Origin of the sequence: Thalassovita autumnalis (genome assembly GCF_001458255.1) — a bacterium.
GTDB classification, from domain to species: domain Bacteria; phylum Pseudomonadota; class Alphaproteobacteria; order Rhodobacterales; family Rhodobacteraceae; genus Thalassobius; species Thalassobius autumnalis.
On sequence record NZ_CYSB01000027.1, the window covers coordinates 91,224 to 116,306 of the forward strand.

Annotated in this window: 21 protein-coding genes; 10 read left to right on the plus strand and 11 right to left on the minus strand. The window is 61.6% G+C overall.

The features are described from left to right. The first annotated feature begins 5 nt into the window (after positions 1-5). The 4 genes from TL5118_RS09540 to TL5118_RS09555 are packed head-to-tail and all read left to right on the plus strand — an operon-like array spanning position 6 to position 6,633. A complete protein-coding gene (locus TL5118_RS09540) occupies positions 6-1,838 on the plus strand; it encodes an RND family efflux transporter (protein ID WP_058242841.1) in 1,833 nt (610 codons plus the stop codon). Continuing rightward, a complete protein-coding gene (locus TL5118_RS09545) occupies positions 1,835-3,952 on the plus strand; it encodes a hypothetical protein (protein ID WP_058242842.1) in 2,118 nt (705 codons plus the stop codon). The genes TL5118_RS09540 and TL5118_RS09545 overlap by 4 nt, the downstream gene beginning before the upstream one ends. Further along, positions 3,949-5,874 carry a preprotein translocase subunit SecA gene (locus tag TL5118_RS09550; protein ID WP_058242843.1) on the plus strand — a complete coding sequence of 642 codons (1,926 nt, stop codon included), beginning with the start codon at positions 3,949-3,951 and terminating at the stop codon, positions 5,872-5,874. Before TL5118_RS09545 ends, TL5118_RS09550 begins: the two co-directional genes overlap by 4 nt. A 24-nt stretch (positions 5,875-5,898) precedes the next feature. Beyond that, positions 5,899-6,633, plus strand: a complete 735-nt coding sequence (locus TL5118_RS09555) for an efflux RND transporter periplasmic adaptor subunit (RefSeq protein ID WP_165590039.1) — start codon at positions 5,899-5,901, stop codon at positions 6,631-6,633. Positions 6,634-6,641: 8 nt separating this feature from the next. Here the strand turns inward: TL5118_RS09555 and TL5118_RS09560 are convergent, their stop codons facing one another. After that, a complete protein-coding gene (locus TL5118_RS09560; RefSeq protein WP_058242845.1) occupies positions 6,642-7,403 on the minus strand; it encodes a hypothetical protein in 762 nt (253 codons plus the stop codon). Positions 7,404-7,640: 237 nt separating this feature from the next. Between TL5118_RS09560 and TL5118_RS09565 the strand changes: the two genes are divergently transcribed. Then, positions 7,641-8,810, plus strand: a complete 1,170-nt coding sequence (locus tag TL5118_RS09565) for a BamA/TamA family outer membrane protein (RefSeq protein WP_165590040.1) — start codon at positions 7,641-7,643, stop codon at positions 8,808-8,810. A 63-nt stretch (positions 8,811-8,873) separates the two neighbouring features. Here TL5118_RS09565 and TL5118_RS09570 read toward each other — a convergent pair whose 3' ends face one another. Both TL5118_RS09570 and TL5118_RS09575 read right to left on the minus strand, forming a co-directional pair. Next, positions 8,874-9,629 (minus strand): class II aldolase/adducin family protein, encoded by a 756-nt coding sequence (locus TL5118_RS09570; RefSeq protein WP_058242847.1) that lies wholly within the window; start codon positions 9,627-9,629, stop codon positions 8,874-8,876. Then, entirely contained in the window at positions 9,626-10,774 is a 1,149-nt protein-coding gene (locus TL5118_RS09575) for a TauD/TfdA family dioxygenase (protein ID WP_058242848.1), read from the minus strand. The genes TL5118_RS09570 and TL5118_RS09575 overlap by 4 nt, the downstream gene beginning before the upstream one ends. 122 nt (positions 10,775-10,896) lie before the next feature. Here TL5118_RS09575 and TL5118_RS09580 point away from each other — a divergent pair, with 122 nt between their 5' ends. The 5 genes from TL5118_RS09580 to TL5118_RS09600 all read left to right on the plus strand — a co-directional run bounded on the left by TL5118_RS09580 (position 10,897) and on the right by TL5118_RS09600 (position 17,647). After that, a complete protein-coding gene (locus TL5118_RS09580) occupies positions 10,897-11,808 on the plus strand; it encodes a LysR substrate-binding domain-containing protein (RefSeq protein WP_058242849.1) in 912 nt (303 codons plus the stop codon). A 553-nt stretch (positions 11,809-12,361) separates the two neighbouring features. Beyond that, positions 12,362-13,903 carry a peptide ABC transporter substrate-binding protein gene (locus TL5118_RS09585; RefSeq protein ID WP_242601763.1) on the plus strand — a complete coding sequence of 514 codons (1,542 nt, stop codon included), beginning with the start codon at positions 12,362-12,364 and terminating at the stop codon, positions 13,901-13,903. A 67-nt stretch (positions 13,904-13,970) separates the two neighbouring features. Further along, positions 13,971-14,894 (plus strand): oligopeptide ABC transporter permease OppB, encoded by a 924-nt coding sequence (gene oppB, locus TL5118_RS09590; protein WP_058242850.1) that lies wholly within the window; start codon positions 13,971-13,973, stop codon positions 14,892-14,894. Positions 14,895-14,904: 10 nt separating this feature from the next. Beyond that, positions 14,905-15,834: an ABC transporter permease subunit gene (locus TL5118_RS09595; protein WP_058242851.1), complete on the plus strand. Its 930-nt coding sequence runs from the start codon at positions 14,905-14,907 to the stop codon at positions 15,832-15,834. 1 nt (position 15,835) lies between these two features. Further along, positions 15,836-17,647 carry an ABC transporter ATP-binding protein gene (locus TL5118_RS09600; protein ID WP_058242852.1) on the plus strand — a complete coding sequence of 604 codons (1,812 nt, stop codon included), beginning with the start codon at positions 15,836-15,838 and terminating at the stop codon, positions 17,645-17,647. A 52-nt stretch (positions 17,648-17,699) separates the two neighbouring features. Here the strand turns inward: TL5118_RS09600 and TL5118_RS09605 are convergent, their stop codons facing one another. From TL5118_RS09605 to cofG, 8 genes are all read right to left on the minus strand, one after another. Continuing rightward, on the minus strand, positions 17,700-18,323 hold the full coding sequence (locus tag TL5118_RS09605) for a TetR family transcriptional regulator C-terminal domain-containing protein (protein WP_058242853.1): 624 nt from the start codon (positions 18,321-18,323) through the stop codon (positions 17,700-17,702). A gap of 180 nt (positions 18,324-18,503) precedes the next feature. After that, a complete protein-coding gene (locus TL5118_RS09610; RefSeq protein ID WP_058242854.1) occupies positions 18,504-19,520 on the minus strand; it encodes a TIGR03842 family LLM class F420-dependent oxidoreductase in 1,017 nt (338 codons plus the stop codon). A gap of 21 nt (positions 19,521-19,541) precedes the next feature. Next, positions 19,542-20,210 (minus strand): NADPH-dependent F420 reductase, encoded by a 669-nt coding sequence (gene npdG / locus TL5118_RS09615; RefSeq protein ID WP_058242855.1) that lies wholly within the window; start codon positions 20,208-20,210, stop codon positions 19,542-19,544. Next, on the minus strand, positions 20,207-20,980 hold the full coding sequence (gene cofE, locus TL5118_RS09620; RefSeq protein WP_058242856.1) for a coenzyme F420-0:L-glutamate ligase: 774 nt from the start codon (positions 20,978-20,980) through the stop codon (positions 20,207-20,209). Before cofE ends, npdG begins: the two co-directional genes overlap by 4 nt. After that, positions 20,977-21,651: a 2-phospho-L-lactate guanylyltransferase gene (gene cofC / locus TL5118_RS09625; RefSeq protein WP_058242857.1), complete on the minus strand. Its 675-nt coding sequence runs from the start codon at positions 21,649-21,651 to the stop codon at positions 20,977-20,979. The genes cofE and cofC overlap by 4 nt, the downstream gene beginning before the upstream one ends. Next, positions 21,648-22,613 (minus strand): 2-phospho-L-lactate transferase, encoded by a 966-nt coding sequence (gene cofD / locus TL5118_RS09630; protein WP_058242858.1) that lies wholly within the window; start codon positions 22,611-22,613, stop codon positions 21,648-21,650. Before cofD ends, cofC begins: the two co-directional genes overlap by 4 nt. Beyond that, positions 22,610-23,902, minus strand: coding sequence for a 5-amino-6-(D-ribitylamino)uracil--L-tyrosine 4-hydroxyphenyl transferase CofH (gene cofH, locus TL5118_RS09635; protein ID WP_058242859.1), 1,293 nt, complete (start codon positions 23,900-23,902; stop codon positions 22,610-22,612). The genes cofD and cofH overlap by 4 nt, the downstream gene beginning before the upstream one ends. Beyond that, complete coding sequence (gene cofG / locus TL5118_RS09640) at positions 23,899-25,041, minus strand: 7,8-didemethyl-8-hydroxy-5-deazariboflavin synthase CofG (protein ID WP_058242897.1); 1,143 nt, start codon at positions 25,039-25,041, stop codon at positions 23,899-23,901. Before cofG ends, cofH begins: the two co-directional genes overlap by 4 nt. Positions 25,042-25,083 lie beyond the last annotated feature (42 nt).

Consider the following 25,083-nt stretch of genomic DNA (forward strand, 5'->3'; position numbering starts at 1 on the left):
AATGAATGCCCTCTGAACAGACGTTTCCGCTTTTCCAGAAAGCGTTAGCACATCATTTGGCGGGCATCTCAGGCCTTAAAGGCATCCATGCTTTCCTGCGTGAAGACGGCCCCTGGCAGGAGGCCGCCCGGCTGGGCAAATGCGACATCGACGCGGCGGAGCCGGTGCTGGAACGCTTCGCGCCGGACGGCGGCGGCTCTGTTGCTGCCATTGAGGGGGCTGAGGGCACCGGGGATGCAGGGGCGGCGTGGCTGGCCAGCTATATGCTGGGCGCGCCGGGGCTTGATCTGGTGGTGCTGTTGCGGCTTGAGGGGCTGGGACCGGCTGAACTGCAAGGGCAGCTGGCACAGGTGGAGGCCAAGGTCGGCTGGCTGATGCTGGCCGCGCTTAGCGACCGGTCCGATCAGGTTGACGATATTGCGCTGGGAACCGAAATTGGCGCGCAGGTCCTGCTGGATGCCGCCAGTGCCCGCAGCCGTCGCCAACTGGCCGATCAATGGATTGCCCGTCTGGAACGTGCGCTCAGCCCCGATCTGATCGCGGTCACCTGGATGAAAGCAGGGCGGCCAAAGTTGTTGGCGCTGTCCGGTGGTGGGCTGGTGGAGCGCAACAGCGAAGCCCGCAGCCAGGTTGAGGCATTGGCCGATCACGCGGTTGAGGCGCGCACGCCCCTGCTAATCGCCGCGGAAAAAACACCTGACCCGGATCAGCTGCGCCCGGAGGAGGCGGATCTGCCCGATCCCGCCACACAATCCGCCGCTGAGGAGGCGCTGGCGCGGGTTGCGGCCCTGGGCGGCGCGCGCGGCGTGGCGATGCCGGTCTACGAAGGGGATGAGGCCGCAGCCGTGGTGGTGGCCGTTTGGGCCGAGGGCAGCACAGCCGGTGATCTGCACCCCGAAGCAGTGGACCTGCTGGCGCGTGTCTTAGGCGAAACACTGGCCATTCAGGGGCGCGCCTACCCATCGATCCTGCGGCGTATGGGCAATTGGTGTTTCGCATTGCTGCGTAAAGTGTTTGGCCTAACGGCATGGAAGATCAAACTTTTCTTTGTTCTCCTCGCCCTGACGGTTGGCGTTCTGTCGCAATGGCCCACCCGGTATGAACCGGATTTCAGTGCCCGGATTGAGGCGCAGGACCGGCGGGTGATTTCCGCCCCCTTTGATGGCTTCCTCTCCGAAGCGCCTTTTCAGCTGGGCGATGTGATTGCGCCGGGATCTTTGATCGTGGCGATGGAAGACAGCGATCTGGTTTTGCAGGTGGCACAGGTCACCTCGCAACTGGAAGAGATCTCCTCCGAAATTCAAACCGCCCGGGCGCAGCGTGATACCGCGCGGGTGCAATCCCTTGAGGCGCAGGCGCGGCAGGTGCGGGTGCAGCTGGATCTGGCTGAACAGCAGCTGCAACAGGCCCGCTTCACGGCGGAGGCGACCAGCGCCGTGGTCGGCGGTGATGCCTGGCGGCGTGTGGGCGGGCGGGTACGACTGGGCGAGGCGCTGCTGGAATTGGCCGCCACCGACCGGTTCCGCCTCTTGGTCTTTGTTGATGAGGATTGGATTGCGGACCTTAGCCCGGGCGATCAGGGCACGCTTTTGCTGACCGCCTATCCCGCCATGCCGATCGCGGTGACGCTCGACAGCATCACCACCGATCCGCAACTACGCGATGGGCGCAACACCTTCGCTGCCTGGATGCGGCTGGATCAGCTGCCGGATGTCACGCTGCTGGACGGGATGCGCGGCGTTGTGCGGGTTGATGCCGGTGAGACCACAATGCTGCAGGCCTACCTGCGTGGGTCGCTGCGCTGGCTGCGCCGCAGTCTGTGGCGGTGGGGGCTATGAGCAGCCTGCGCCACCCGGATTGGCACCTCTTGGGCGATCAGCGGTTTCGCCGCCGCGCCGCCATTGAAACCAGCCATCAGATGTTTCGCGGGGAGGCCTTTGTGGTGCTGTCAGATCGGATCACCGGCCATCATCTGCGGCTGAGTGAGAGGGCGCAGGATTTGTGGCGGCTGTTTGACGGGCGCCTGACGATGAATGAGATCTGGGACCGGCTGATGCGCCGCCCGGCGATTGCGCCTTCGCAGGGGGAACTGGTGGATTGGGTGATGCAGCTGGTGGGCGCCGGGCTGATCCTGTCAGATCACGCGCTGGATCCGGTGCTGCTGAGCGAACGCGGCCACAAACGGCGCGCCCAGTCGATTGAGCAACGTCTGGCAAGCCCTTTGGCGATCAAGATAAAACTCGGCGATCCCCGTTGGTTGGTGCGCTTGAGTTACCCGCTGGTGCGCCCCCTGTTCAGCCGCTTCGGCGGGGTCTTGGTTCTGGCGACCTTTCTGTTGGCTTTGACGCTGGCCCTGCTCAATTGGGGTGAGGTCACGGTGGCGGCGGATCAGACGCTGCTGTCGCAAAGTGGCCTATTGATGCTGGCGCTGGCTTACCCGGTGATGAAGCTGCTGCATGAATTGTCCCATTGCTACGCGCTGCACCGTTTCGGCGGTCAGGTGCGGGAATTTGGCGTGATGCTGCTGCTGTTTTTCCCCGTGCCCTATGTGGAGGCTTCAGATGCCAGCGCCCTGCCGGACAAACGCGCGCGTATGCTGGTGGGGGCGGCGGGCATTCTGTCTGAGATGCTGATTTCATCGGTCGCGCTGATCCTATGGCTGCAGGTTGAGCCGGGGGTGGAACGGGCGGTGCTGTTTAACTTCGTCTTGATCGGATCGGTATCCACGCTGTTGTTCAACGGCAATCCGCTGCTGAAGTTTGACGCCTATTTCGTATTGTCGGACTGGCTGGAGATGCCCAATCTGGCCAAACGCGCGGGGGAGTATCTGCAGGATCTCTACCTCAGCCGGGTGGCCGGGCTGCGCCCCGAGTTGAACCTGCACCCGGGGGAGGCGGGTATCTTGGGCACCTATGGGATCCTGTCGCTGGGCTACCGGCTGCTGCTGACCCTGACCATCGCCTATATGATCTCGGGCTGGTTTTTTGTTTTTGGTGTTCTTCTGGCGATCTGGGCCACCCTGATGAGCATGATCTGGCCGCTGGCCAAACTGTTTCGCAAGGGGCACCGCATGGCCAAAACGCAAAACCGCACCCGCAGTGGCTGGATCCGTCAGGCGCTTTTCCTTGGCGGGATCGGTGCCGCGCTGACACTGGTGCCATTGCCGTTTTCGGCCAAGGGGCAGGGGCGGATTGTGCCCTTGCCGGGCGCTGAAATCACCGCTGCAACCTCAGGCGTGATCGGGCGCGATCTGCTGGTTGACGGCGCCGCGGCCGTGGCGGGGCAAGAGGTGACACGCCTTCAGAACCCGGCCCAGACCGCCCGGCGCCAAGCGTTGGAGATCAACCTGACTGCTCTGGAGGATGAGCTGTCGCGCAGTGGCGCAGATGTGGCGCAGCGCCTAAGGCTGGAACGCGAACGTGAGGTTGCGCTCACCGCTTTGCAGCAGGCCAGTGAGCAAGAGGCGGCACTGTCGATCCCGGCGCCCCTGGATGGCAGGATCAGCTGGCAGGGTGGCCAGCCGCCACCAGCGGGCAGCTATGTCTACCGCGGTGATCGGCTGGGCTATGTGATTGCGCCCGAGGCCTTGCAGATTTCCGCCGCCTTTCCCGCCGCCTTTTCCGGTCGGATCACGGCTGAGGCACAACTGGTGATGTTGCTGCCCAATGGGCAGGAAATCCGCCGCCCGGTGGATCGGGCGCGGGTGGTTGATATCGGTCAACAGGTGCCGCCTGAACTGCTGGTCTCCACCGGTGGGCCGGTGCCGGAACAGGCTGACCGCCCCGGCATGGCCTTGGATTCACGGCTGATCCTATGGGCCGCCCCGGAGGGCGATCTGAGCAATTGGGCCGGCGCCCGGGTTGAGGCGCGGGTGGATCTGGGACAGGCCAGCGCCTTCAGTCAGTTGTTGTTCCATGTCGAACGCCTGTTCCTCAGGGTGACGCGCCTATGAGTGGGGCTGGCGTGTTGCGGCGCCCGGTGCTCAAGGCGTTTGCCCGCTCGCGCCAGCGTCCGGTGCGCCGTCAGATCGCGCCTTTTCACCGGTTTCGCCTTTTTGTTGATGAGTATCTGCTCTGGCATTTCGCACCGACGGGCGAGCGGCTGAAACCGCTGCGGCAGGAGATTGCGGCGCAGACCGAACAGATGGAAGGGCTGGGCGATCCCGATCTGGTGCGCCTTTGCCGTCAGCCCCTGCGGGCGGAGGACCTGCTGAAACCCGGGGCTGGCGCGGAACGGATCGCGGCCGTGCTGGAGGTGATCCGCCGTGAAACCGGGCTGCGGCTCAGGGCCAATCAGATCGAATGTGCGGTTCTGCTGCTCAATGGCGATTGCGTGGAGTTGCGCACCGGTGAGGGCAAAACGCTCTCGGCTGCTTTGGCCGCTTTGGCGGCGGCCAGTGTCGGCGTGTCCACCCATGTGGTGACGGTGAATGACTATCTGGCCGAGCGGGATCACGACCTGATCGCCCCTTTGGCGGCGCGGATTGGCCTCAGCTCAGCCGTGGTGTTGCAAAGCGATGCGGATGCGGACAAACGCAGCGCCTATGACTGCGATATCGTCTACGGCACCAACAAGACCTTTGTGTTTGATCACCTGCGCGACAAGCGGGAACAGCATCAACAGGGTGAACGTGCGCTTTTGCGCCAGACCGGGCAGGCCCTTGCGATTGTGGATGAGGTCGACTCGGTCCTGATTGATGATGCCACGGTGCCGATGATCCTGTCAGAACCCGCTGAGTTGCCGCCCGAGGTGGATGTGGTGCTGTTTCGCAACCTCATCGCCTTTGCCCGTGCGCTGGTGCCGGGGCAGGAACGGGTGCTGGACAGCCATGGCAATTGGCGGCTAACCAAAGCAGGCATCGCCCATCTGGAGGAGGTGGCCCCGCAGTGGCGTCACCCGCTGGCCCGCACCGCGGATGTGATTGAACTGGCCGAACTGGCCCTGACCGCCACCTTCGGGTTTCTGGAAGGCGTGGCCTATATCCTGCGTGAGGGTGAGGTGGTGATGGTGGATCAGGCCACCGGCCGGCTGATGCCAGACCGCAAGTGGGATTACGGTCTGCAGCAGATGATTGAGATCGTGGCGGGCGTTGAGGTCACGGCTGAGACCCGCACCGTGGGCCACATCACCCAACAGACCTATTTCCGCCAATACCGCATCCTGTCCGGCCTGACCGGCACGGCGCATGAATGCCGGGCGGAGTTCTGGGCGATCTTCAAACTGGCGGTGAAACCGGTGGCGCCACATGCGCCATCGCGCATGGTGAACCACGGGTTGCGGCTGTTTCGCCGTGCCGATGCCAAATGGCGGGCCGTGGCCGAGCGCGCGGTCACTATGGCCAAGGACCGGTCCGTGTTGATCGGCGTCAACGATGTGTCTGAAACCAATGCGCTGGTCGCGGTGTTTCAGGATATGGGGCGCGAGGTGGCGGTGCTGAACGCGCTCAGCGAAGCGCAGGAGGCTGAGCTGGTCGCCCAGGCGGGACAGGCGGGGCGCATCACCATCGCCACCCATCTGGCAGGGCGCGGCACCGATATCGCGCTGGACGCGGAAGTGCGCGCCGCGGGCGGGCTGCATGTGATCATCGCCTCGGTTATGGCTTCGGCCCGATTGGAACGCCAACTTCATGGCCGCGCCGCGCGTCAGGGGGATCCCGGCAGCTATGACCGGATGATCAGCCTTGAGGACCGGGGCCTGAGCGAAGGGGCGTTTTCGCTGTTGCGCCACAGTGTGACATGGCTGCTGCGGCGCCGGATCTTGCCGCGATTTAGTCTTGCCAAAATCCACGCGGACCGTGATCGTCGTGCCCGAAGCCTGCGGCGGAAAACCCTGCTGCGGGAACAGGATATGCGGCGTCGGCTGGGCTATAAATAGCTGGTTTGACCTGGGGGAGGGATGATGCAGCACTCATATTTGCGTAAAGTTGCGGCTGGGGTCATGACGGTGGCTGCACTGATTACCACCATGGGAACACCTGCAATGGCTGAGGCGCCGCTGCCTCTGACCTGCCTGTTGGTGCCCGCCCAGATCAGTGACATCGGCAGTGACCGGGTTGGCATCGTGCGGGATGTGACCGTGCGGCGCGCGGATTATGTGGCCGCAGGCGATGCGCTGCTGCTGGTGGATGCTGAGGTGGCGCAATCCGATCTGGAGGTGGCCCAGATCAGTATCGCGGCCCTGCAGGAACGGCTGGAACGTAGCGAGGGCCTGTTGGCGCGTAGCCTGATTTCACAGGATGAGATCGGCACCCTGCGCGCTGATCTGGCGCTGGCCAAGGCAAGCGCCACCCGTGCCCAGATGGAAATTGACCGCGCCACCATCCGCGCCCCCTTTGCGGGCTATGTGGCAGAGGTGGATGTTGCCGTGGGTGAGTTGATCGGCCCGGACCCGCTGTTGCGGCTGATTGATGTCACAACGCTACATGCAGAGCTGGTGTTTCTGGCCGGGGCCTACGGGCAGGTTGCCCTGGGCGACGTGATTGCGGTGCAGGTCGCCGACGCGCAGGTGGAGGCGACGGTCTTTGCCATTGATCCCTTTATTGAGCCCACTTCAAACGCCTTCACGGTGATGGCCGAAATTGCCAATCCAGACCTCAGCCTGCCCGCCGGCACCAGCTGTCAGGTGGTGAACTGACTGTTGTATCAGGTGATGCTGGCAAGTGCAGTTTTCTTGTCAGTTTCAAAGTAGAAGGTTAGAAAATCGCCTTTGATCTGATCACGCCCTCCGGCGACATGCACCAGCGGCTCTGACCTGGCGGCGGCGATGATCGCCGCGCCGTCGGGGCGTTCTGCCAATGGGGCCAGCCACTCGGCCAGGGCAGCCTTCGGGATCTCAGCCCGCCGTGTGGTGATCAACCAGGATTGCCTGTCCGGATCCTCTGTCACCGTGAAAATCGCGCTTTCTGCCGTAAGCGACCGAAACACCTCAGCCCCTTGATCCACGTCCAGCCCAAAGGCGGCAAATCCTGCGGCCATTGGGGGCCCAAAAACTTCGGCCGGGGCGGCGGGCAGGCACAGGTAGTCATCGCGGCGGCTGACACCCCCGGGCAGGGCCTTGAACCCACGATAGAGCGGGAAGGGGCTGCGATCCCCGGCCTCCAACCGGGCGACAACGGCCAACCAGTATTGGGTGTAGAGCCGCACCGACTTGCGATCACAGCGCAACGCCAGACCAATGGCATCAGACCCGGCGATGGCGCTTGACCAATCCGCCAGCAGGGCGGGATCGATTTGCAGGCCTTGTGCAGCCTGCGCCAACGCTTTGGCCGCCGCTACCGAGGTGTCACAGAAAAACAGCACCCGCGCCTCCACCCCCTGATCGGTGATCGACCAGGAGCGTTCGAAGGCATCGGTTACCTCCGCCAGTGCGGTGAGGTCTTTGTGCAGTGCAAGATCCGTTGTCATAGGCGTATGATGACCGCTGGTGCGGGTTAAGAAAACCCTCGTTTTTGGCAAACTTATTGAGCTGTCAGGGGCTTAACCCATTTGCCGCGCCAGGCGCCCCCCCTGAGGCGCGGCAGGATTGTCGCAACTGCTATAAATAGAAGGCTGGTTAACCCATGATGCTTGACCGGGTGTGGGGGCTGTGGTGGGCTTTTATCGCAATTGAAGCGCACAGCGCGCAGTGGGGATTTTATGCAGATGACTATTCAAAGGTCCGTCAAAGCCGTGCTTTTGACCTCGGGCATTGTGCTCCTTTGCGCCACAGGCGCTGCGGCCATCGCGCAGGAAACCCCTTCTGAGGCTGAAATTGACCCGGATTTGGCCGATAACGGCCCCATTGGTCGGCTGAGCGCCCGCCTGGCCTACAATTCCGATACCGGCGGTGTGGCAGCGCTTGGTTTTTCCACCAACCGCTTGATGGGGCAGGATCAAACGCTGGAGTTTAATCTGCGCGCGGAGGAAGACGGAACCTCCGCCAGTTTCCGCTACAATAACGATGCGCTGTTCGGCAGTTCACCCCAGTTTGGTCTGAACGTGCTGCATGCCCAGAAAGACGCAGGGGACATCTACGATTTCAATTCCCGCGTGACCCGGTTGGAGCCGCGCCTGACCTGGCGGCTGTCACCGCAGAGCCGGTTCACCGCCTATGGCATTCTTGCAGACACCGAAATCAGCAATGTGCCCGCCACCACCTCCGCACTGATCCGCGCGGATGAGGGGCGGGTCAAAACCACCGGGATCGGCGGCAAATACGAACATCAGTTCCGGCCAGAACCGGGCAGCAGCCTGAAACGCGCCCGGGTGCGGTTTGGGTTGGAATATGCCACGTCAGATGCCGACAATGATCACATCAAACTGACCACTTCGGCCCAGTCGATCCATGTGCTGGCACAGGGCCGTGTGGTGCTCCGCAGCCAGCTGCGCCTTGGCACATTGCAAAGCCAATCCGGCACCAGCAGCATTGGCGATCGCTACATGCTGGGGCAGGCCTCCATCCGCGGGTTTGAGTTCGGCGGCTTCGGTCCCCGTGACCTGGCAGTGGATGGCGATCCGGCGCTTGGCGGCAACAGCTACGGTGTGGCCAAGATTGACGTGCAATTCCCCGGCGCCTTTGGTGAGGCGGGGAGTCGTGTGACGCCGGGCCTGTTTGTTGATGTCGGCAGCCTGTGGAATTTGGATGATGTGGCCGGTGGTATTGCGGGGGCAGATCCCGTTGATGACAGCGCACGGATGCGGGCGTCCATCGGGGTGAGCCTGAGCATCAAGACGGGCATTGGGCCACTAAAAATTCACGCCGCCCATCCGATTGCATCTGAAAGCTACGACCGGACCCAGACTTTTGGTCTGGAGTTGAATGCCACCTTCTAAGCGACTGGAAACCAGAGTTATTGTTCCGCTGGCAGTAGCTTATGCTGGGCTGCGCTGGCGGGGTTACTCCCGCCAGCTGGGATCTTCGGCGTCCAGGGTGGCTTTCAGATAGTCGAAATGCCGGTCCGCCGCGCCAGCGTAGGGCAGCCAACCATCGGCGGTTTTCTGGGCCACCTCATCGGAGAGAACTGCCAGAGGCTGACCTGTTGACAGCGCTAGGATCTGCGTTTGCGCAGCCTTTTCAAAGAAATAGAGATCCTCAAACGCGCGGGCGACGCTGCTGCCGGCGATGCTGACCCCGTGGTTGCCCATGACCAATGCGATATTGCCTTTCATGGCGCGGGCCAAATGGGCGCCTTCCTCGGCGCTGTCGGAAATGCCGCCAAATTCCAGATCATATCCGGTTTTGCCAAAGAACCGCGCCGTGTTGTTATCAAGCGGCAGCAGCGTTGGATCCTTGAGGCAGGCCAAGGCGGTGGCATAAGGCGAATGGCAATGCAGGATCACCCGTGCCTCAGGCAATTCCCGGTGCAGCGTGCCGTGCACGGCCCAGGCCGAGGGATCGGGCGCATCGGGGCGTGTCATCACCTCAGGGTCGTCGACATCCAGCAGCAACAGATCACTGGCCTTGAGCGTGGCAAAATGCTGCCAGCGCGGGTTCAGTAGGATCTGGCGCCCATCGGCGCTGACCGCGGCACTGAAATGGTTCGAAACGCTTTCCGACCAGCCAAACCGATGGCACAGGCGGAAGGCAGCGGCGAGGTCCTGGCGCAGGATTTCCTCACTCTGCGCCTCTTCTAGGGGCATGTCTTTGCTCATGATTTGAACCTCCCTTCTGAGACCAGTGCGCGATAGGTGGAGCGCATTTCGGCGCGATCTGTATAACAGCCGCGCAGATAGCGATCCCCGCTTGAGGCGGTGTAAGCCGCGCGACCGTGCACGATGCGGTGATTGTCAAAGACAATGCATTCGCCCGCGTTCAGGGTAAAGCGCATGACGTATTTCTCTTCCTGCAGCATCCGGCCAAAGCGGCAGAAGGCGGGGTAATAGGTATCCAGCAGCTGTTGCGGCAGATCGATCAGATCCAGCATGTGCTGGCTGATGGTCAGACCCGAAACCTCGCCATGCTGGTCCAGCTCAATCACGCGCTGGCGGGACCGCATGTCGTAGCTGTCATGTTCGCAGTAAAACGGAATGTCGATTTCACTCAGCAGTCTGAACCCCTCTGGGTCGCGGCTGCGGAAGTCATTGGCCACGGCAACACCATCGCCAAATAGGTTGCGCCCGCCCTCAACCGAATTGGCGCGGCAATGAAGGAACTGGATGCCGGGGGCGTGTTCTTCGGCGGGGGTGTCTGTGTGCAGCTCCAGTGCGGCAGCGGTATAGGCGGTGTTGGTGGGGTTGATATGGGTTTTGACGTCAAAATAGCTGCCAAAGAAGGTGGGGCGGATGGTGCCGATCACCTGCGCCAGATCGGTCAGCCCGGCGTCACTGTCGGGCATATCCGTGATGATCGCCACGCCTTCAACCAGTAGCGCTTCGATCCAGCGGGTCACGGCGCTGTGGTTGCTCAGCAGATCGGGTTGCGAAAACCGGGCCACATCGGCGTAGTGATCGCTGAACCAGGCGCGGCGTTTCAGATCGGCCGGATCAGGGCGCGGGGTGCCTTGGGTGTAGCCTGCCAGCAGCTCCAGCGGAAAGGCGGAGCGGTGGTTTTCACCGGCCCAATCAATCACCAGATGCTGCCCTTCGATTAGGGCCGCGCGGGCGGTGGGCGCCTCCGACAGATGGAAGATGTCAAAGCTGCGTTCGCGGGTGCCCGGATCAAAGGAGCTGGGGCAATTGTCACGCAGCCAGTGGTAATTGAAATAGGCCTGAGGCTGGTCGGGCAGGGGCAGGGTGAGGCCGCTTTCATGCAGGGTGACCTGTTGCGCGGCGGTGGCGGAGGGGTGCGCTATGTTCATCTGGTGGGGTGTCTTCTGTTCGCTGGGTTTCGATATGCGTCAGTTTTGCTTGACTTATTGCGGCGAAAAAGGCCGATTGGATTGGCTGAAAGTTAATCAATTACTTAACTCATGAGGTGCCGATGCAACAGTTGCCCCCGCTTCGATTGCTGACCACATTTGCCGAAGTTGCGCGCCTTGGCTCCATGCAGGAAGCGGCAGGGCGGCTGAATGTGACCCGGCCCGCCGTGACGCAGGCGCTGAAAAACCTTGAGGCCCATATCGGCCTTACCCTTCTGGACCGCAGCCGCAAACCGGCCCGCCTGACCGATGCCGGGCAGCAATTGGCCTGGGCGGTGGAGGCGGGGTTGGGGCAGATCGCAACGGCCATTGCCGATATGCAGGCGGCCGCGCAGGTGGAGGAGGGGCAGCTGACCCTGTCCTGCACATTGGGGATGGCGACCTATTGGTTGATGCCACGGCTGCCGCAGTTCTATGCGCTGCACCCGGATGTCACGGTGAATGTGCAGGCGCCCTCATCCGATCTGCCGGCCCTGCGCCCGGGGATCGATATCGCGTTGCGCTATGGCAGTGGCGGTTGGACAGACGGGCAGGTGGTGCCTCTGTTTCACGAAGAGGTTTGCCCGGTGGGGCACCCGGATCTGGTTGAGAGGTTGCAGGCCGAAACCCACAGCCTGTCTGACGTGGCGCTGATCCATGTTGCCAGCCCCGAGGCCCGCCACTGGGCCACATGGTCTGACTATCTGCAGAAACAGGGGTTGGCCGCGCCCAAGGCCCGGGGGCAGGTGTTTGACAACTATGTGCAGGCGGTTCAGGCGATGCAGGATGGCCGTGGGCTGATGTGGGGCTGGCGGTCGATCACCGGGGATTTGGAACGTGATGGCAGCGTGGCGCGCTGGCCGGGTGGGGCGTTGGATCTGGGCACCGGCTATCACCTGTGTATCCGCCCCGCAGCAGCGGGGCGTGGGCCGGTAGAGGCGTTTCAAACCTGGGTCTTGGCACAGGCCGCTGCCGAGGCGAGCGAAGTGCCTTAAGAGAATCAGATTCGCCCCTGTCCTGCGCGAAACTGGGGCTGATTTGCCCGCATTTCGGCGTTGATCCGGCCCTGACGCGAGGGCAGAGCAAAATTAATTTTGTGCCGATTTGCGACAGGATTTTCCGCGAAATCAGGGCGAATTTCTTTGACCTCTTGATCAAAGCCAGCAGGGGTAAGCCCCTCAGTCCGTTCGATTTATGAAATTGTAGTGGGGCTAAACCTCGGAAAGCTATGGGATTGTTCAAAACCCAAATAGCCCATGCGCTTTTTGCATCATGTCCGCCCCGTCGCGCGGCGGGGGCGGGGCGGCGATGTCGCTGCCGTGAAACTACGGGGATTACCGCGCATAGGTGGTTGAAATCTTCTTTGACTCACCCTTTGGAAGACGCTTTCAATTGTACCCACACAAAATAAGACCCTGCCTTTTGAGGAGTTAAACGGGGTCGATCAATGGGAGAAATTCAAATGAAAATGACCAAATCCACCCTGGTGGCCGGGCTGCTGGCGGGCACGATGTTGTCGACCACGGCTTTCGCTGCGGGCACCCTCCGGTGACCGGCGAGGCGCTGGCCGATGACCAGACCTTTACCTACCGTATTTTGGACGAACACAGCTCGGTTGATCCGCAGGTTGTTGAAGATGTGTCCGGTGCAGAGATTGTGCGTGACCTGTTTGAAGGTCTGATGAACCAGGACGAAGACGGCAATCTGGTGCCCGGTGTGGCCACCGGCTACACCTCAAACGACGACAACACCGTCTACACCTTCACCCTGCGCCCTGAGGCGAAGTGGTCCAACGGCGACACTGTGACTGCGCATGATTTCGTCTTTGCCTGGCGCCGTGCTGCCGATCCGGCGCTGGCCTCGCCCTATCAGTGGTTCATTGAGCTGATGTCGATCCAGAATGCTGCGGCGATCATTGCGGGTGAAACTGCCCCGGATCAGCTGGGTGTTAAGGCGCTGGACGATCACACCTTTGAGGTGACCCTGTCGGCGCCGCTGCCCTACTTCCCACAGATGACCACCCATTCCACCACCTTCCCGGCCCCTCAGAAAGTGATTGAGGCGCATGGCGCGGAGTGGACCAAACCGGGCAACATCGTGTCCAACGGGGCCTATGTGCTGACCGAGCATCTGCCGCAGGAACGCTCCACCCGTGAGCGCAACGCGATGTATTGGGACAACGACAACACCATCGTCGACAAGGTTGTGGCGCTGGTGATCAACGACGAAAACGTCGCCCTGACCCGCTATCTGGCTGGTGAGCTGGACCGGACCGAAGTGCCCGCAGGCCAGTTCCCGCGCCTGAAGAAAGAGCATCCGGGTGAGGCGATCAGCTTCCCGCGTCTGTGTAACTACTACTACACCTTCAACCTCAGTGACTCAGGGCCGGAAGTGTTCAAGGACGTGCGTGTGCGCAAGGCGCTGGCGCTGGCCGTGGACCGCAAGATCATCGTTGAAAACGTGATGGCGGGTGGTCAGACACAGGCCTATAGCTTTGCACCGACCGCCACCGCGGGCTTCACCCCGCCGACCACCGAAATGGCCACCATGACCCAGGCCGAACGGGATGCGATGGCGATCGAACTGCTGGCAGAGGCCGGGTATGACAAAGGCAACCCGCTGAAGTTCAACATGATCTACAACACCTCGGAAGGTCACAAGAAGATCGCCGTGGCGATGAGCCAGATGTGGAAACAGAAGCTGGGCGTCGAAGTTGAGTTGGGCAACATGGAATGGAAAGTGTTCCTTGAAACCCGTGGCAATCAGGACTTTGAACTGGCCCGTGGCGCCTGGTGTGGCGACTACAACGAAGCCTCGACCTTCCTTGACCTGCTGGACTCCAACTCGGGCTATAACGACGGCAAGTTCGTAAGCCCCCGTGTGGATGAACTGCTGGCGGCGGCGAAAACCGCCAAGGATGCCTCGGCCAATTACACCGAAGTGGAACAGATCATTGCCGCCGAAATGCCGGTGATCCCGATCTACCACTATGCGGGCGTCTACATGATGGACAGCGACGTGGGCAACTGGCCCGTCAACAACGTCGAACAGAACTGGTACTCGAAGAACCTCTACAAGATCGCCGAGTAACCTGACCTGTCCCTTGATCCCGCCGTCCGTACCCCGGGCGGCGGGATTGCTAATGCGAGTGAGATAAATGCTCTCCTACACGATCCGGCGCCTGTTGGTCGCCATACCAACGATCTTCTTATTGGTCGTTGCCTGCTTCTACATGATGCACTTTGCCCCCGGTGGGCCCTTCACCTCGGAACGGCCGCTGCCGCCGGCCGTCATGGCCAATATTGAGGCACGCTACGGGCTGGACCAGCCGCTGTGGAAACAGCTCTGGGATTATCTGGTGAACATCTTTGTGCATTTCGATTTCGGCCCCTCGTTCAAGTTCAAGGATCGCGACGTCAATGACATCATCGCGCAAGGCTTCCCGATTTCGCTGACCTACGGTTTCCTCAGCTTCATCGTGGCCTCGGCCATTGGTGTGGCGCTGGGGGTGACGGCGGCGATCAAACACAACAGCTGGATCGACTATTTCGCCGTCTCCCTGGGCATTGCGGCGCAGGCTTTGCCGAACTTTATCATGGGCCCGATCCTGATCCTGACCTTTACCCTGTGGCTGGAATGGTTGCCGGGTGGGGGCTGGAACGGTGGGCAATGGCAGTATCTGGTGATGCCGGTGATTGCGCTTTCGACCTCCTACATGGGGTCCATTTCGCGGATCACCCGCTCCTCGATGCTGGAGGTGCTGAACTCAAACTTTATCCGCACCGCCAAGGCCAAGGGCCTGTCCAACCGCGCCATCATCTGGCGGCACGCGCTGAAACCCACCCTGATGCCGGTGGTTAGCTATCTGGGCCCGGTGTTTGTCTATGTGCTGACCGGTTCGGTCTTTGTGGACATCTACTTCTCGACCGGGGGGCTGGGGCAGGCCTATGTCGGCTCGGCCCTGTCGCGGGATTATGCGGTGCTCCTGGGGGTGACGATCCTCTATGGCGCGCTGACCGTTGTTGTGAACCTGATTACGGATCTGGCCTACGCCTGGCTTGACCCGAAGATCCGTTACTAAGGGCAGTCACATGCTAGGATTTTCCAAAAAAGAAACCGACCGTGCTGAGGCGGTTGCAGATAATGCGGTGATGCAGGGGCGCTCGCTCTTGGCGGATGCGCGGCTGCGGTTCCGCCAGAACAAGGCGGCGATGGGCAGCTGCGTGATCCTTGGGCTGATCGTGGCCTTTGTGATCATCGGACCGTTCTTTGCTGTATGGGATCATGAAACCATCGACTGGACCGCGATGGGGGATGTGGTGGGCCTTGGCGCGCCGTCGATTTCCAGTGGCCATTATTTTGGCGTCGATGATCTGGGACGTGACCTTTATTCGCGGACCATTCAGGCAACCCAGACCTCCCTTCTGGTGGGGCTGATCGGGGCCGGTATGGCGCTGGTTGTGGGCACGTTTTACGGCATCATCGCGGGCTATTTCGGTGGTCGGCTGGACGGGCTGATGATGCGCTTTGTTGACATCCTGCTGGCGATCCCGACCACGCTGGTGATCATCCTGATCCTTGTTGTCGCTGGCAAAAGCTTCACTACGCTGTTTCTGGCGCTGGGGGCGGTCAGCTGGCTGACGATGAGCCGCATCGTGCGGGGCCAGACGCTGGCGCTGAAACGCCGGGAGTTTATTGAGGCAGCGCGTGCAGGCGGTGTGTCAGACGCGGGGATCGTGACCCGTCACATCCTGCCGAACCTGGCCGGGGTTGTGATTGTTTACGCCTCGCTGCTGGTGCCGGATATGATCCTGGCCGAAAGCTTCATCAGCTTCCTGGGCTTGGGTATCTCGGAACCCAACACCTCACTCGGGGCGCTGATCGCTGAGGGCGCGGGCACCATGGCCTATGGCACCATCTGGCAATTGCTGTTCCCGCTCTTTTTCTATGTGACGATTATCATCACCATGTTCTTCATCGGTGATGGTCTGCGCGATGCGCTTGATCCGAAGGACCGCTAAGATGACTGTGCTTTCTGTTAAAGACCTGAAGGTCGGTTTCGACACCCCCGATGGGGTGGTGCAGGCGGTCAAAGGCGTCAGCTTTGAAATCAAGGCGGGCGAGTGTCTGGGCATCGTCGGCGAAAGTGGGTCTGGCAAAAGCCAAAGCTTCATGGCCGCGATGGGCCTGTTGCCGCCAAATGGACAGGCCACGGGTTCAGTGCAGTTTGACGGGCAGGAAATCCTGAACTTGCCGACGGCCAAGCTGAACCAGATCCGGGGGGACCGGATCGGCATGATCTTTCAGGATTCGCTGACCGCGCTGACCCCCCATCTGACGGTCGGGGATCAGATGGTGGAGGTGCTGAAGGTCCACAAAGGCATGAGCGGCGCCGCCGCGCGGCAGCATTGCCTTGATTGGCTGAACCGGGTGCGGATCCCCGAGGCCGCGCGCCGACTGAAACAATACCCCCACGAACTGTCAGGCGGGATGCGTCAGCGGGTGATGATCGCGATGGCGATGCTGTGTGATCCGAAACTGTTGATCGCGGATGAACCGACAACGGCGCTGGATGTGACGGTGCAGGCGGAAATCCTGGACCTGATGCATGATCTGCAGCTGAACCACGGCACCGCAATTGCCCTGATCACCCATGACATGGGCGTGGTGGCGCGGATGTGTGACCGGATTGAGGTGATGCGCCTTGGGGCGTTTGTGGAAAGCGGGCCGGTGGATCAGATCTTTGCCAACCCCAAACACGAATACACCCAGAAACTGCTGTCAGCGATGCCGCGCATCGATGCGGTGGATGCGCCTGAGGGCATGGGCGATCGGGTGAACACCCTGTTGGACGTGGATGACCTGCGGGTGGAGTTTGACATCAAAACCAGCCGTGGCCTGTTTGCCAAACCAACCCCGTTGAAGGCGGTGAACGGCGTAAGCTTCACACTGGCGGAGGGTGAAACCCTTGGCATCGTTGGGGAATCCGGCTGCGGTAAATCTACCTTGGCCCGCGCGGTTCTGCAACTGATCCCGCCCACGGGCGGTGGCGTGTCCTGGCTGGGTGCGCCGTTGAACGGGCTGAACAAACGGGCGCTGACCAAACACCGCAAGGATCTGCAGATCGTGTTTCAGGATCCGCTGGCCAGCCTTGATCCGCGCATGACCATCTCGGCCTCCATCCAGGAGCCGCTGCGCACCTTCCAGCCGCAACTGACCGGGCCGGAGCGGGTCAAAAAGGTTGAGGAAATGATGGAGCGGGTCGGCCTCGACCATCGGATGATCAACCGCTATCCGCATGAGCTGTCAGGTGGGCAGAACCAGCGGGTGGGGATCGCCCGTGCCATGATCAACCGGCCCCGGCTGGTGATCTGTGATGAGGCGGTATCGGCTTTGGATGTGTCCATTCAGGCGCAGATCCTGACGCTCCTCAAGGAGTTGCAGGCCGAATTTGGCATGTCGATGATGTTCATCAGCCATGATCTGTCGGTGGTGCGCTCGATCTCGAACCGGATCATGGTGCTGTATCTGGGCCGCATTGTGGAGCTGGCGGATGGCGAAACCATCTGTTCCGCGCCACTGCATCCCTACACGCAGGCGCTGATCTCGGCCGTGCCGATCCCGGACCCTGAGGTAGAGCGGAACCGCCAGCGGATCACCATCCCCGGCGAACTGCCGTCCCCGCTGGATCCCAAGGCGGCGCTGCGGTTCCTGCCCAGCCGTCTGGCCAAAGGGGATCTGACCTATGTGCCCGAATTGAACGCCGTGGGGCCGGGCCATTGGGTTGCGGAACATGATCCGCTGGAGCAGATCCTGGCAGGCGGGCAGGGTTAAAGCCTGTTGCACCGCGCCAAAAAAAGATGTGCGCGGGTCGTGTGGCCCGCGCTTAGACCGCCAGCAATTTCCGATACATCTGCATCAAAAACGCCTCCGCCTCGGCAAAGCGATCTGCAGGTGCGGCGGGGGCCAGTTCCTCGATCTGGGCATCGAAATCGGCGTAATGCTGGGTGGTGGCCCAGATCGAAAACAGCAGATGATGGGGATCAACCTTGGCGATCTTGCCGTCGGCCATCCAATCCTCCAGCAGCAGGATCTTTGAGGTGTAGAGGTCTTTCAGCGGGCCAAACAGCTCATCCCGGGAGTGTGGCAAGCCGGACAGGATTTCATTGGCGAAAAACTTGCTGTCCTTTGGAAAGTTCTGCGAAATTTCCAGCTTGCGCTTGATGTAGGTACAGATCTCTTCGATCGGTTCCCCGTTGGGGTTGACCAGGCTCAGCGGGGCCATCCACAGCTGCAACGTGCGTGACAGCAGTTCCTGTCGGATCGCGTCTTTGCTTTCGAAGTAATACAAGATGTTGGGCGTGGTCAGCCCGGCGGTTTTGGCGATGATGTTGATCGAGGCGCCGGAGGATCCGTGGATTGCAAAAACCTCAAGGGCTGCGGTCAGGATCTGTTCGGTTTTCTGACGCTGAATACGCGTCATCGGTTTCGTCGCTGCCCTGCGTGCCATCAAACCCGCCACTTGGTTGCACTGTTTCAGCCCCTATTGCACACCAGAGCGGACATGGCTAGCGCCCGCCTGCGGAAAATTGACATGTGTGGGGGAATTTTGAAGCTCGGCGCAGCCTTGTGGCGAAAAAGGGGGCGAGCAGCGCCCGCCCCCCAGTGGCTGATCCTACGGGGATGAGGATCAGGAAGAGGCCCCGCCGCGGAAGGCGGGGATAACGGTCTCGGCGTAGTCGGCGATGATTTTCTCTTCGTCGCCGCTGTCGAGGTAGATGTTGAACTGGGTGGTGCCGGCGGCTTCCAGTTCGCGGATCTTGGTGATGTGCTCCTCAGGGGTGCCCAGCACACAGAAGCTCTTGACGATGTCTTCGGTGATGAAGTCGAGGTAGGGGTTATCGCTCTGGCCGTGCTTGGAGTAGTCATAGCCTTTGCGGTTCTCGATATAGCTGGTCAGGCTGGAGGGAACCTCATCGGTGTCAGCACCGTATTTCTCAACGATATCAGCAACGTGGTTGCCTACCATCGCCGGGAACCACTTGGTTTTCTCGATGCCTTCTTCGATCGGACCGGTGTGCGCCGGAGCGGCTGCCATCACACGGTAGTTGGACATGTCACGGCCTTCGGCTTCGCCACCGGCTTTGGCCTGATCTGCCAGCCATTTGATGATTGCGGGCTCTGCGATCTGCAGCACAACCCCGTCGCCAACGCGGCCAGCCGAGGCCAGCGCTTTCGGGCCATAGGCACCGATCCAGACCGGCAGCTCATAGCCTTCGGCCCAGGGGAATTTCACCGGCTCGGGGCACTCGCCGTATTGTACTTCTTCACCGCGGATCAGGTCTTTGACGACATGGGTGAACTCTTCCATGCGTTTGATGGTCGAAGGTTTCTTGCCCATCACGCGCACGGCGCTGTCACCCCGGCCAAGGCCGATGTCAAAGCGACCGCCCGACTGTTTGGCCAGCGAGCCGAAGAGCGAGGCCGCAACCGACCATTCGCGCGAGTTGGGGTTGGTGACCAGTGGGCCAAAACGCATGGTTTTCGTGTGTTCCATGCACATGGCCATCGCCACGAAGCTTTCACGCCACAGGATGTGGCTGTCGTAGAACCAGCAGTATGTAAAGCCGGCGTTTTCGGCCTGACGCACCAGCGCGCGGGCGCGCTCGGGTTCGACGAAGCCTTTGAAGCAAATGCCAAATTCCATTGTTATTCTCCCTCGTTGGAATCAGTGGTCGGGTGCCCAGATGCGGATCCCCGCATGGCTGAAGGGCACTTGTTTGGAAATGTTCTGACGGATCAGAATGGGGGTGATGGCCTCAATGCAGCGCGCCGCTTCGGCGTCACCGGCGTTGTAGGGGGTGACATCCAGTTTACGCACCAGATCCATCACGGTCTTACGGGCCGGCAGTGAGTTGCCGCAGATCAGGATGTCGCAGTTGATGTCCCAGTCCAGGTTGTTCAGCGTGACCGCCGAGACATTGTGCAGCGCGCCCACGACCGGGATCTCATCGCCCAGGATCGCCTGCGCGGCCTCAGTGGCGGAGCCTTCTGGCGGCATGTCGACCTTTTTTGGATCGCCCTCTTTCAGCGGCACCACGATGTCGACCAGGATCTTGCCGACCAGACGCGATTTCAGCGCTTCCAAAGTGGCGTTATGGGCCGAAAACGGCACCGCAAGCACCACCATCTCCTCGGCAGCATCGGTGGCGCCTTCGTTGTCCAGACCGGTGATTGCGGCGCTGCCTGCGGGCAGTTTCTGCATCAGCTCTTCTGCAATGGCAGCAGCGCGGCCGCCGTCACGGCCGCCCAGAACTACGGGTACGCCTGCACGGGCAAAACGCAATGCAAGCCCCTGGCCCTGTGGGCCGGTGCCGCCAAGAATGGCAATGGTCATCGGAACATATCCTCCTGTTTTTTACGTAGAATGTCGGCTCCGCTGCTGTTTTCCGGTTGCCAGTCAAGGCCGCGCAGCAGCACCGCAGGTGTTTTGCCGTCCTTGCGAACCACAAGGCCCGAGGCGGCGGCAATTTCGTCACAAAGCGCAGGTTCCGTGACCGCCAGCGGGCGGCCCCAGGCATCTACATTGCCCTGTTCGCGGATGGTGGCGGGCACTTTGGACAGGCCTATCGCCACGTTGACCTGACCCAGCCGCCAGGGGCGGCCAAAGGTGTCGGTCATCACAACGCCAATTTCGATGCCAAACCGGGCAGAGAGCGCGGCGCGCAGCACGGTGCAGCTGGCATCGGGGTCCTTTGGCAGAACCATCGCGGCGTCTTCTTCGCCGAAGTTGGATTCATCCACCGCCGCATTGGCTGAGATGAAGCCAAGCCGGTGTTCACAGATCATTGTGCCTTCGTTCTGATCGGGGCGCTTGAACGATCGGACAACGCGGCTGCTTTCCCGTAGCACAACCTCAACCTTGCGGGCGTCTTTGTTCAGCTTTTCGGCGTATTTCAGCGCCTCAAGTGAGGGCTGAACGGTGGAGAGCGGGATGATACAGCCTTCGGCCTTGGAAAAGACTTTCTGCGCGATGACCAGAATGTCACCGGCCTGCGGCGTCAGATCTGCGGCGACCAGCGCATCCCCAAGGATCCGCGCCAGGTCGTCACCGTTTTGCACGTCGGGAATGCCTGGCACAGCGGTCAGGGAAACGGATAGGCTCATTGTGGCAGGCCTCCGGCCCAGTAAAGATTGGGGGATTTCAGATGGCTGAGGTCGCTCTGACGATCGACGTCGATGCGCAGACTGGCCAAGGGCAGGATAACGGGGGTGAGGCCAGCCGCCTCAATCGCGTTTGAATGGGCGATCACCGATTTCACCCCATAGGCAAAGTCAAAGGGACAGGGCAGCGGGGTCAGCAGCGCGTTGGTGCCCAGATCACTGGCCGGGCACAGCACCGCCTGCGCGGTGGTACGCGTGTCCTGCAACGGGTGGCACAGCAGCCGGGCCAGATCCGCAGGGGTCGGATCAGCCAGATCGCCGGGCAAAACGCAGAGCGCATCATAGCCCTTTGCCGTGGCCCAGCCCCCCGCATGGGTCAGCGCCGCGTTCAGGCTGTTGCAGCGGCCCTCGTTGATCAGGTGGATCTGCAGTTCCGAGGCGATGCGCGCAATCTCGGGGCTGCTGGTCACTGTGGCGATTTCGACCTCCACCGGGTCCCCAGCCAGTTCAGCAATGGCGGTTTGCACCCGTTCCACGGTTGCGCGGAACAGGGTCCGGGCCAGCGCGGCGCGTTCCTCTGGTGCCAGACTGTCGGCCAGCCGGGTTTTGGCCTGCGCGGGATCCTTCATCGGGATCACCACCAAGCGGCGGGATTGAAATGTTGTTTGGGTCATGAGGCGATGCGTGTCTCAAGCTGTTGGGCGCGGGCGTAGTCGACGATTTCACTGGCGAGGCGGGCCTTGTCATCGCGGCTTTTCATCAGGGTGGCCGAGCTGAGGATGTCCAAGCCTTCGGCGCGGATCTCCGCCCCCAGCGGTGCATCCACCCGATCAATCATCAGGGCGTCAATAATGCTGGCATAGCGGCGCGCCACACCCAGGGCATCGGGGCGTTCGCCAAGCGCCTTCATCATTTTATCAGCCGGGCCTTTGACCACTTTGCCCCCGATGAAGGGGCTGACCGCCACCTTCAGCGCCGCTGCATCACTCACCGCGGCGCGGATACCGGGCACGTCAAGGATCGGCGCGATGGATACCAGCGGGTTGGACGGCGCCACAACAATCAGGTCTGCACCGGCGATGGCCTCCAAGGCCTCGGGCGTGGGGCGCGCGTCGCTCAGGCCGTGAACGGCCAGTTCGCGCACCTCAGGGGCACAGCGTTCGCGGACGAAATATTCCTGAAAGCTCAACCAGCCGTCATCGGTGCGCACCCGTGTCTGCACCACATCGTCAGTGGGCAGCAGGATTTGTGGTTTGACGCCAAAGGCGTTGGCCACATCACGGGCGATATCGCTGGGGCGATCGCCTTTGGCGCGGCGCATGGTGCGGTGGATATGCAGACCGAAATCACGGTCGCCCAGGGTCATCCAGGTCTCCGCCCCCAGTTTTGACAGGGTTTGCAGCGCCCGGTGGCCTTCGTCTGCGACCCCCCAGCCCTGGGTGCGGTCGATCACATCGGCAAGGCTATAGGTCAGCGTGTCAATATCGGGCGACACCCAGAGGCCGTGAAAGGCATCATCATCCGCGACATTGCCAATGATGCTGAGATCCACGTCGGGCAGGGCGGCCAGACCTTCGGCCATTTTGGCACCGCCCACACCACCAGCCAGCAGGGTCACTTTCATCGGGGTGTTCATTCTGCGGCCTCCACATGGGGGGTGACGGTGGTGTCGACAGCGGGCTCCGGGAACATTTCAAGGAAGGCGAGGGGGTTCTGATCCGCCTTGCGTTCCACCAAGGGTGCGATGTCTTCGGGATCGTGATCGATATAGACATCGCGGATGCCATAGACCGTGTTGCGCCGCGCGGGCACACGACCGGCGGAGCGGATCATCTGAACCAATTCTTTGGCGGTGATTTCCTGCCCGTGGTCTGACCCGGCAGAACGTGAAATGCTTTCGTTCATCAGGGTGCCGCCCAGATCGTTGACGCCGCGGTTCAGCATCTCCTGCGCCCGTTTGGCGCCCAGCTTGGTCCAGCTGACCTGAATATTGTCGATCCAACCGTGCAGCATGATGCGTGAGACCGCATGCATCAGGTCGACCTCCAGCGCGGTGGGGCCGGGGCGCACCTTGTCGGGGTTCTGCGCCCAGAGCGGTGATTCCGTGTGCACGAAGGACAGCGGCACCAATTCGGTGAAACCGCCGGTGTCTTTCTGGATCTCCCGCAGCAGGCCGATATGGGCCGCCCAATGTTCAGGCCCGTCGATATGGCCGTACATAATAGTGGCGGTGGTCGGGATGCCGACCTCATGCGCAGCGCGGATGATCTCCACCCATTTTTCGGCGCTGAGTTTGTTTTTGGTCAGCTGCAGGCGCACTTCGGTGTCCAAAATCTCGGCCGCAGTGCCGGGCATGCTGTCCAGACCGGCCTCTTTCAGATCACGTAGGAAGTCGTGATAGGACATCTTGGTCCGGGCCGCGCCATACCAGATCTCAAACGGAGAAAAGGCATGGATGTGCATGTCGGGCAGGGCGGCTTTGATCGCCTTCAGCAGGGTCTTGTAGTAATCGCCGGGCATTTTGGGGTGCAGGCCCCCCTGAATGCAGACCTCGGTGCCGCCGCGATCCCAGGCTTCCTGGGCGCGGGCCACAACCTGTTCCGGGCTCAGCCATTCGGCGCCGGTGTCCTCGACCCGTTTGGCAAAGCCACAGAACCGGCAGCCCATGTAGCAGATGTTGGTGAAGTTGATGTTGCGGTTGACCACAAAGGTGACCTGATCGCCGCTCACCTCCCGGCGCAGCTGATCGGCGGTGGCGTAGATCGCCGGCACGTCATTGTCGGTGGCGGCGAACAGACGCGCGGCCTCAGCTTCGCTGACCTCCGCGCCGGTGAGCGGTTTGCGCAGGATCGCGGCCACCTCAGGCGAGGCGGCGTTCAAACAGGTTTCCAAATCAAGCGCGGGCTGGGCGTGGGGCAGGGTCATGCGAGTTCTCCCAGATGTTGTTGCTGGCGGGCAAGGCCGCTGGCCTCAGCCATGTCGGAGGCACGGGCGAGGAGATCGGGGCTGACAAATGTGCTGTCTGCGCCAAGGTAACGGGGGTAGACGGTCAACCGTTCGCGCAGCTCAAACCCGGCGTCCGCACAGGATTGCGACAGCGACCGGATCTCAGGCCATTCATGCTGCGGGTTGATGAAATCGATGGTCACTGGCGAAATGCCGCCCCAGTCGTTGATGCCCGCATCCAGATAGGCGGGGTGGCGGGCGGAGAGATTCGGCGGGGCCTGCAGGCTGATGTCAGGCGACAGGATGATCCGCGCGGCCGCGATGGTCCGCAGCATATCCTCAAGGCTTGGCTCGGGGTGGTTGGCCATCTCAATATCCGGCTTGCGCTGGAAGTTCTGGATGATCACCTCTTGGATGTGGCCGTGCCGGGCGTGGGCGGCGTTGATTGCCTCCAACGCCTCCAGCCGTTCGGCAAAGCTTTCGCCGATGCCGATCAGCAGGCCGGTGGTGAAGGGCACGTGTTTTTCACCTGCGCGTTCCAGGGTGCGCAACCGTTGCAGCGGTACTTTGTCTGGGCAGGCGTAATGCGGCTGGCCTTTGCGGGTCAGGCGCCGGCTGATGGTTTCCAGCATCATCCCCATGGAGGCGGCCACCGGGCGCAGCACGTCTATTTCATCATCGGTCAGCGTGCCGGCGTTCACATGCGGCAACAGCGTGGTTTCCCGCAGCACCAGTGCACACATGTCGGCCAGGTAATCGGTCAGCCGTTCATAGCCCAGTTGCGCAAGGGCTGCGCGGGCGGCCTCATAACGCAGTTCAGGCTTCTCGCCGAGGCTGAACAGCAGTTCCTTGCAGCCCTCACGTTCGCCGCGTTTGGCTGTGGCCAGCACCTGTTCGGGCGTCATGATATTGGCCTCGGGTGAGGAGGGGTGTTTGACAAAAGTGCAATAGCCACAGGTGTCCCGACACATGTTCGTCAGCGGCACAAAGGCCTTGCGCGAATAGGTCACGGTGCGGCCCCACTGCTGATCGCGAATGGCGCGGGCATGTGACATCAGGGTCTGTAGATCGCCTGTCTCGGCGCAGATTGCACCGGTGCTGATTACGGTTTCTGTCATGGCGTCCTCCTGCGGCTGAAGCTGCGAATTGTTGAGCAGTCT

What these genes read in the sequence shown, in the direction of transcription:
- TL5118_RS09540 (WP_058242841.1), top strand. Translation starts at nt 6, where the DNA reads ATGCCCTCTGAACAGACGTTTCCGCTTTTCCAGAAAGCGTTAGCACAT.
- TL5118_RS09545 (WP_058242842.1), top strand. Translation starts at nt 1,835, where the DNA reads ATGAGCAGCCTGCGCCACCCGGATTGGCACCTCTTGGGCGATCAGCGG.
- TL5118_RS09550 (WP_058242843.1), top strand. Translation starts at nt 3,949, where the DNA reads ATGAGTGGGGCTGGCGTGTTGCGGCGCCCGGTGCTCAAGGCGTTTGCC.
- TL5118_RS09555 (WP_165590039.1), top strand. Translation starts at nt 5,899, where the DNA reads ATGCAGCACTCATATTTGCGTAAAGTTGCGGCTGGGGTCATGACGGTG.
- TL5118_RS09560 (WP_058242845.1), bottom strand. Translation starts at nt 7,403, where the DNA reads ATGACAACGGATCTTGCACTGCACAAAGACCTCACCGCACTGGCGGAG.
- TL5118_RS09565 (WP_165590040.1), top strand. Translation starts at nt 7,641, where the DNA reads ATGACTATTCAAAGGTCCGTCAAAGCCGTGCTTTTGACCTCGGGCATT.
- TL5118_RS09570 (WP_058242847.1), bottom strand. Translation starts at nt 9,629, where the DNA reads ATGAGCAAAGACATGCCCCTAGAAGAGGCGCAGAGTGAGGAAATCCTG.
- TL5118_RS09575 (WP_058242848.1), bottom strand. Translation starts at nt 10,774, where the DNA reads ATGAACATAGCGCACCCCTCCGCCACCGCCGCGCAACAGGTCACCCTG.
- TL5118_RS09580 (WP_058242849.1), top strand. Translation starts at nt 10,897, where the DNA reads ATGCAACAGTTGCCCCCGCTTCGATTGCTGACCACATTTGCCGAAGTT.
- oppB (WP_058242850.1), top strand. Translation starts at nt 13,971, where the DNA reads ATGCTCTCCTACACGATCCGGCGCCTGTTGGTCGCCATACCAACGATC.
- TL5118_RS09595 (WP_058242851.1), top strand. Translation starts at nt 14,905, where the DNA reads ATGCTAGGATTTTCCAAAAAAGAAACCGACCGTGCTGAGGCGGTTGCA.
- TL5118_RS09600 (WP_058242852.1), top strand. Translation starts at nt 15,836, where the DNA reads ATGACTGTGCTTTCTGTTAAAGACCTGAAGGTCGGTTTCGACACCCCC.
- TL5118_RS09605 (WP_058242853.1), bottom strand. Translation starts at nt 18,323, where the DNA reads ATGGCACGCAGGGCAGCGACGAAACCGATGACGCGTATTCAGCGTCAG.
- TL5118_RS09610 (WP_058242854.1), bottom strand. Translation starts at nt 19,520, where the DNA reads ATGGAATTTGGCATTTGCTTCAAAGGCTTCGTCGAACCCGAGCGCGCC.
- npdG (WP_058242855.1), bottom strand. Translation starts at nt 20,210, where the DNA reads ATGACCATTGCCATTCTTGGCGGCACCGGCCCACAGGGCCAGGGGCTT.
- cofE (WP_058242856.1), bottom strand. Translation starts at nt 20,980, where the DNA reads ATGAGCCTATCCGTTTCCCTGACCGCTGTGCCAGGCATTCCCGACGTG.
- cofC (WP_058242857.1), bottom strand. Translation starts at nt 21,651, where the DNA reads ATGACCCAAACAACATTTCAATCCCGCCGCTTGGTGGTGATCCCGATG.
- cofD (WP_058242858.1), bottom strand. Translation starts at nt 22,613, where the DNA reads ATGAACACCCCGATGAAAGTGACCCTGCTGGCTGGTGGTGTGGGCGGT.
- cofH (WP_058242859.1), bottom strand. Translation starts at nt 23,902, where the DNA reads ATGACCCTGCCCCACGCCCAGCCCGCGCTTGATTTGGAAACCTGTTTG.
- cofG (WP_058242897.1), bottom strand. Translation starts at nt 25,041, where the DNA reads ATGACAGAAACCGTAATCAGCACCGGTGCAATCTGCGCCGAGACAGGC.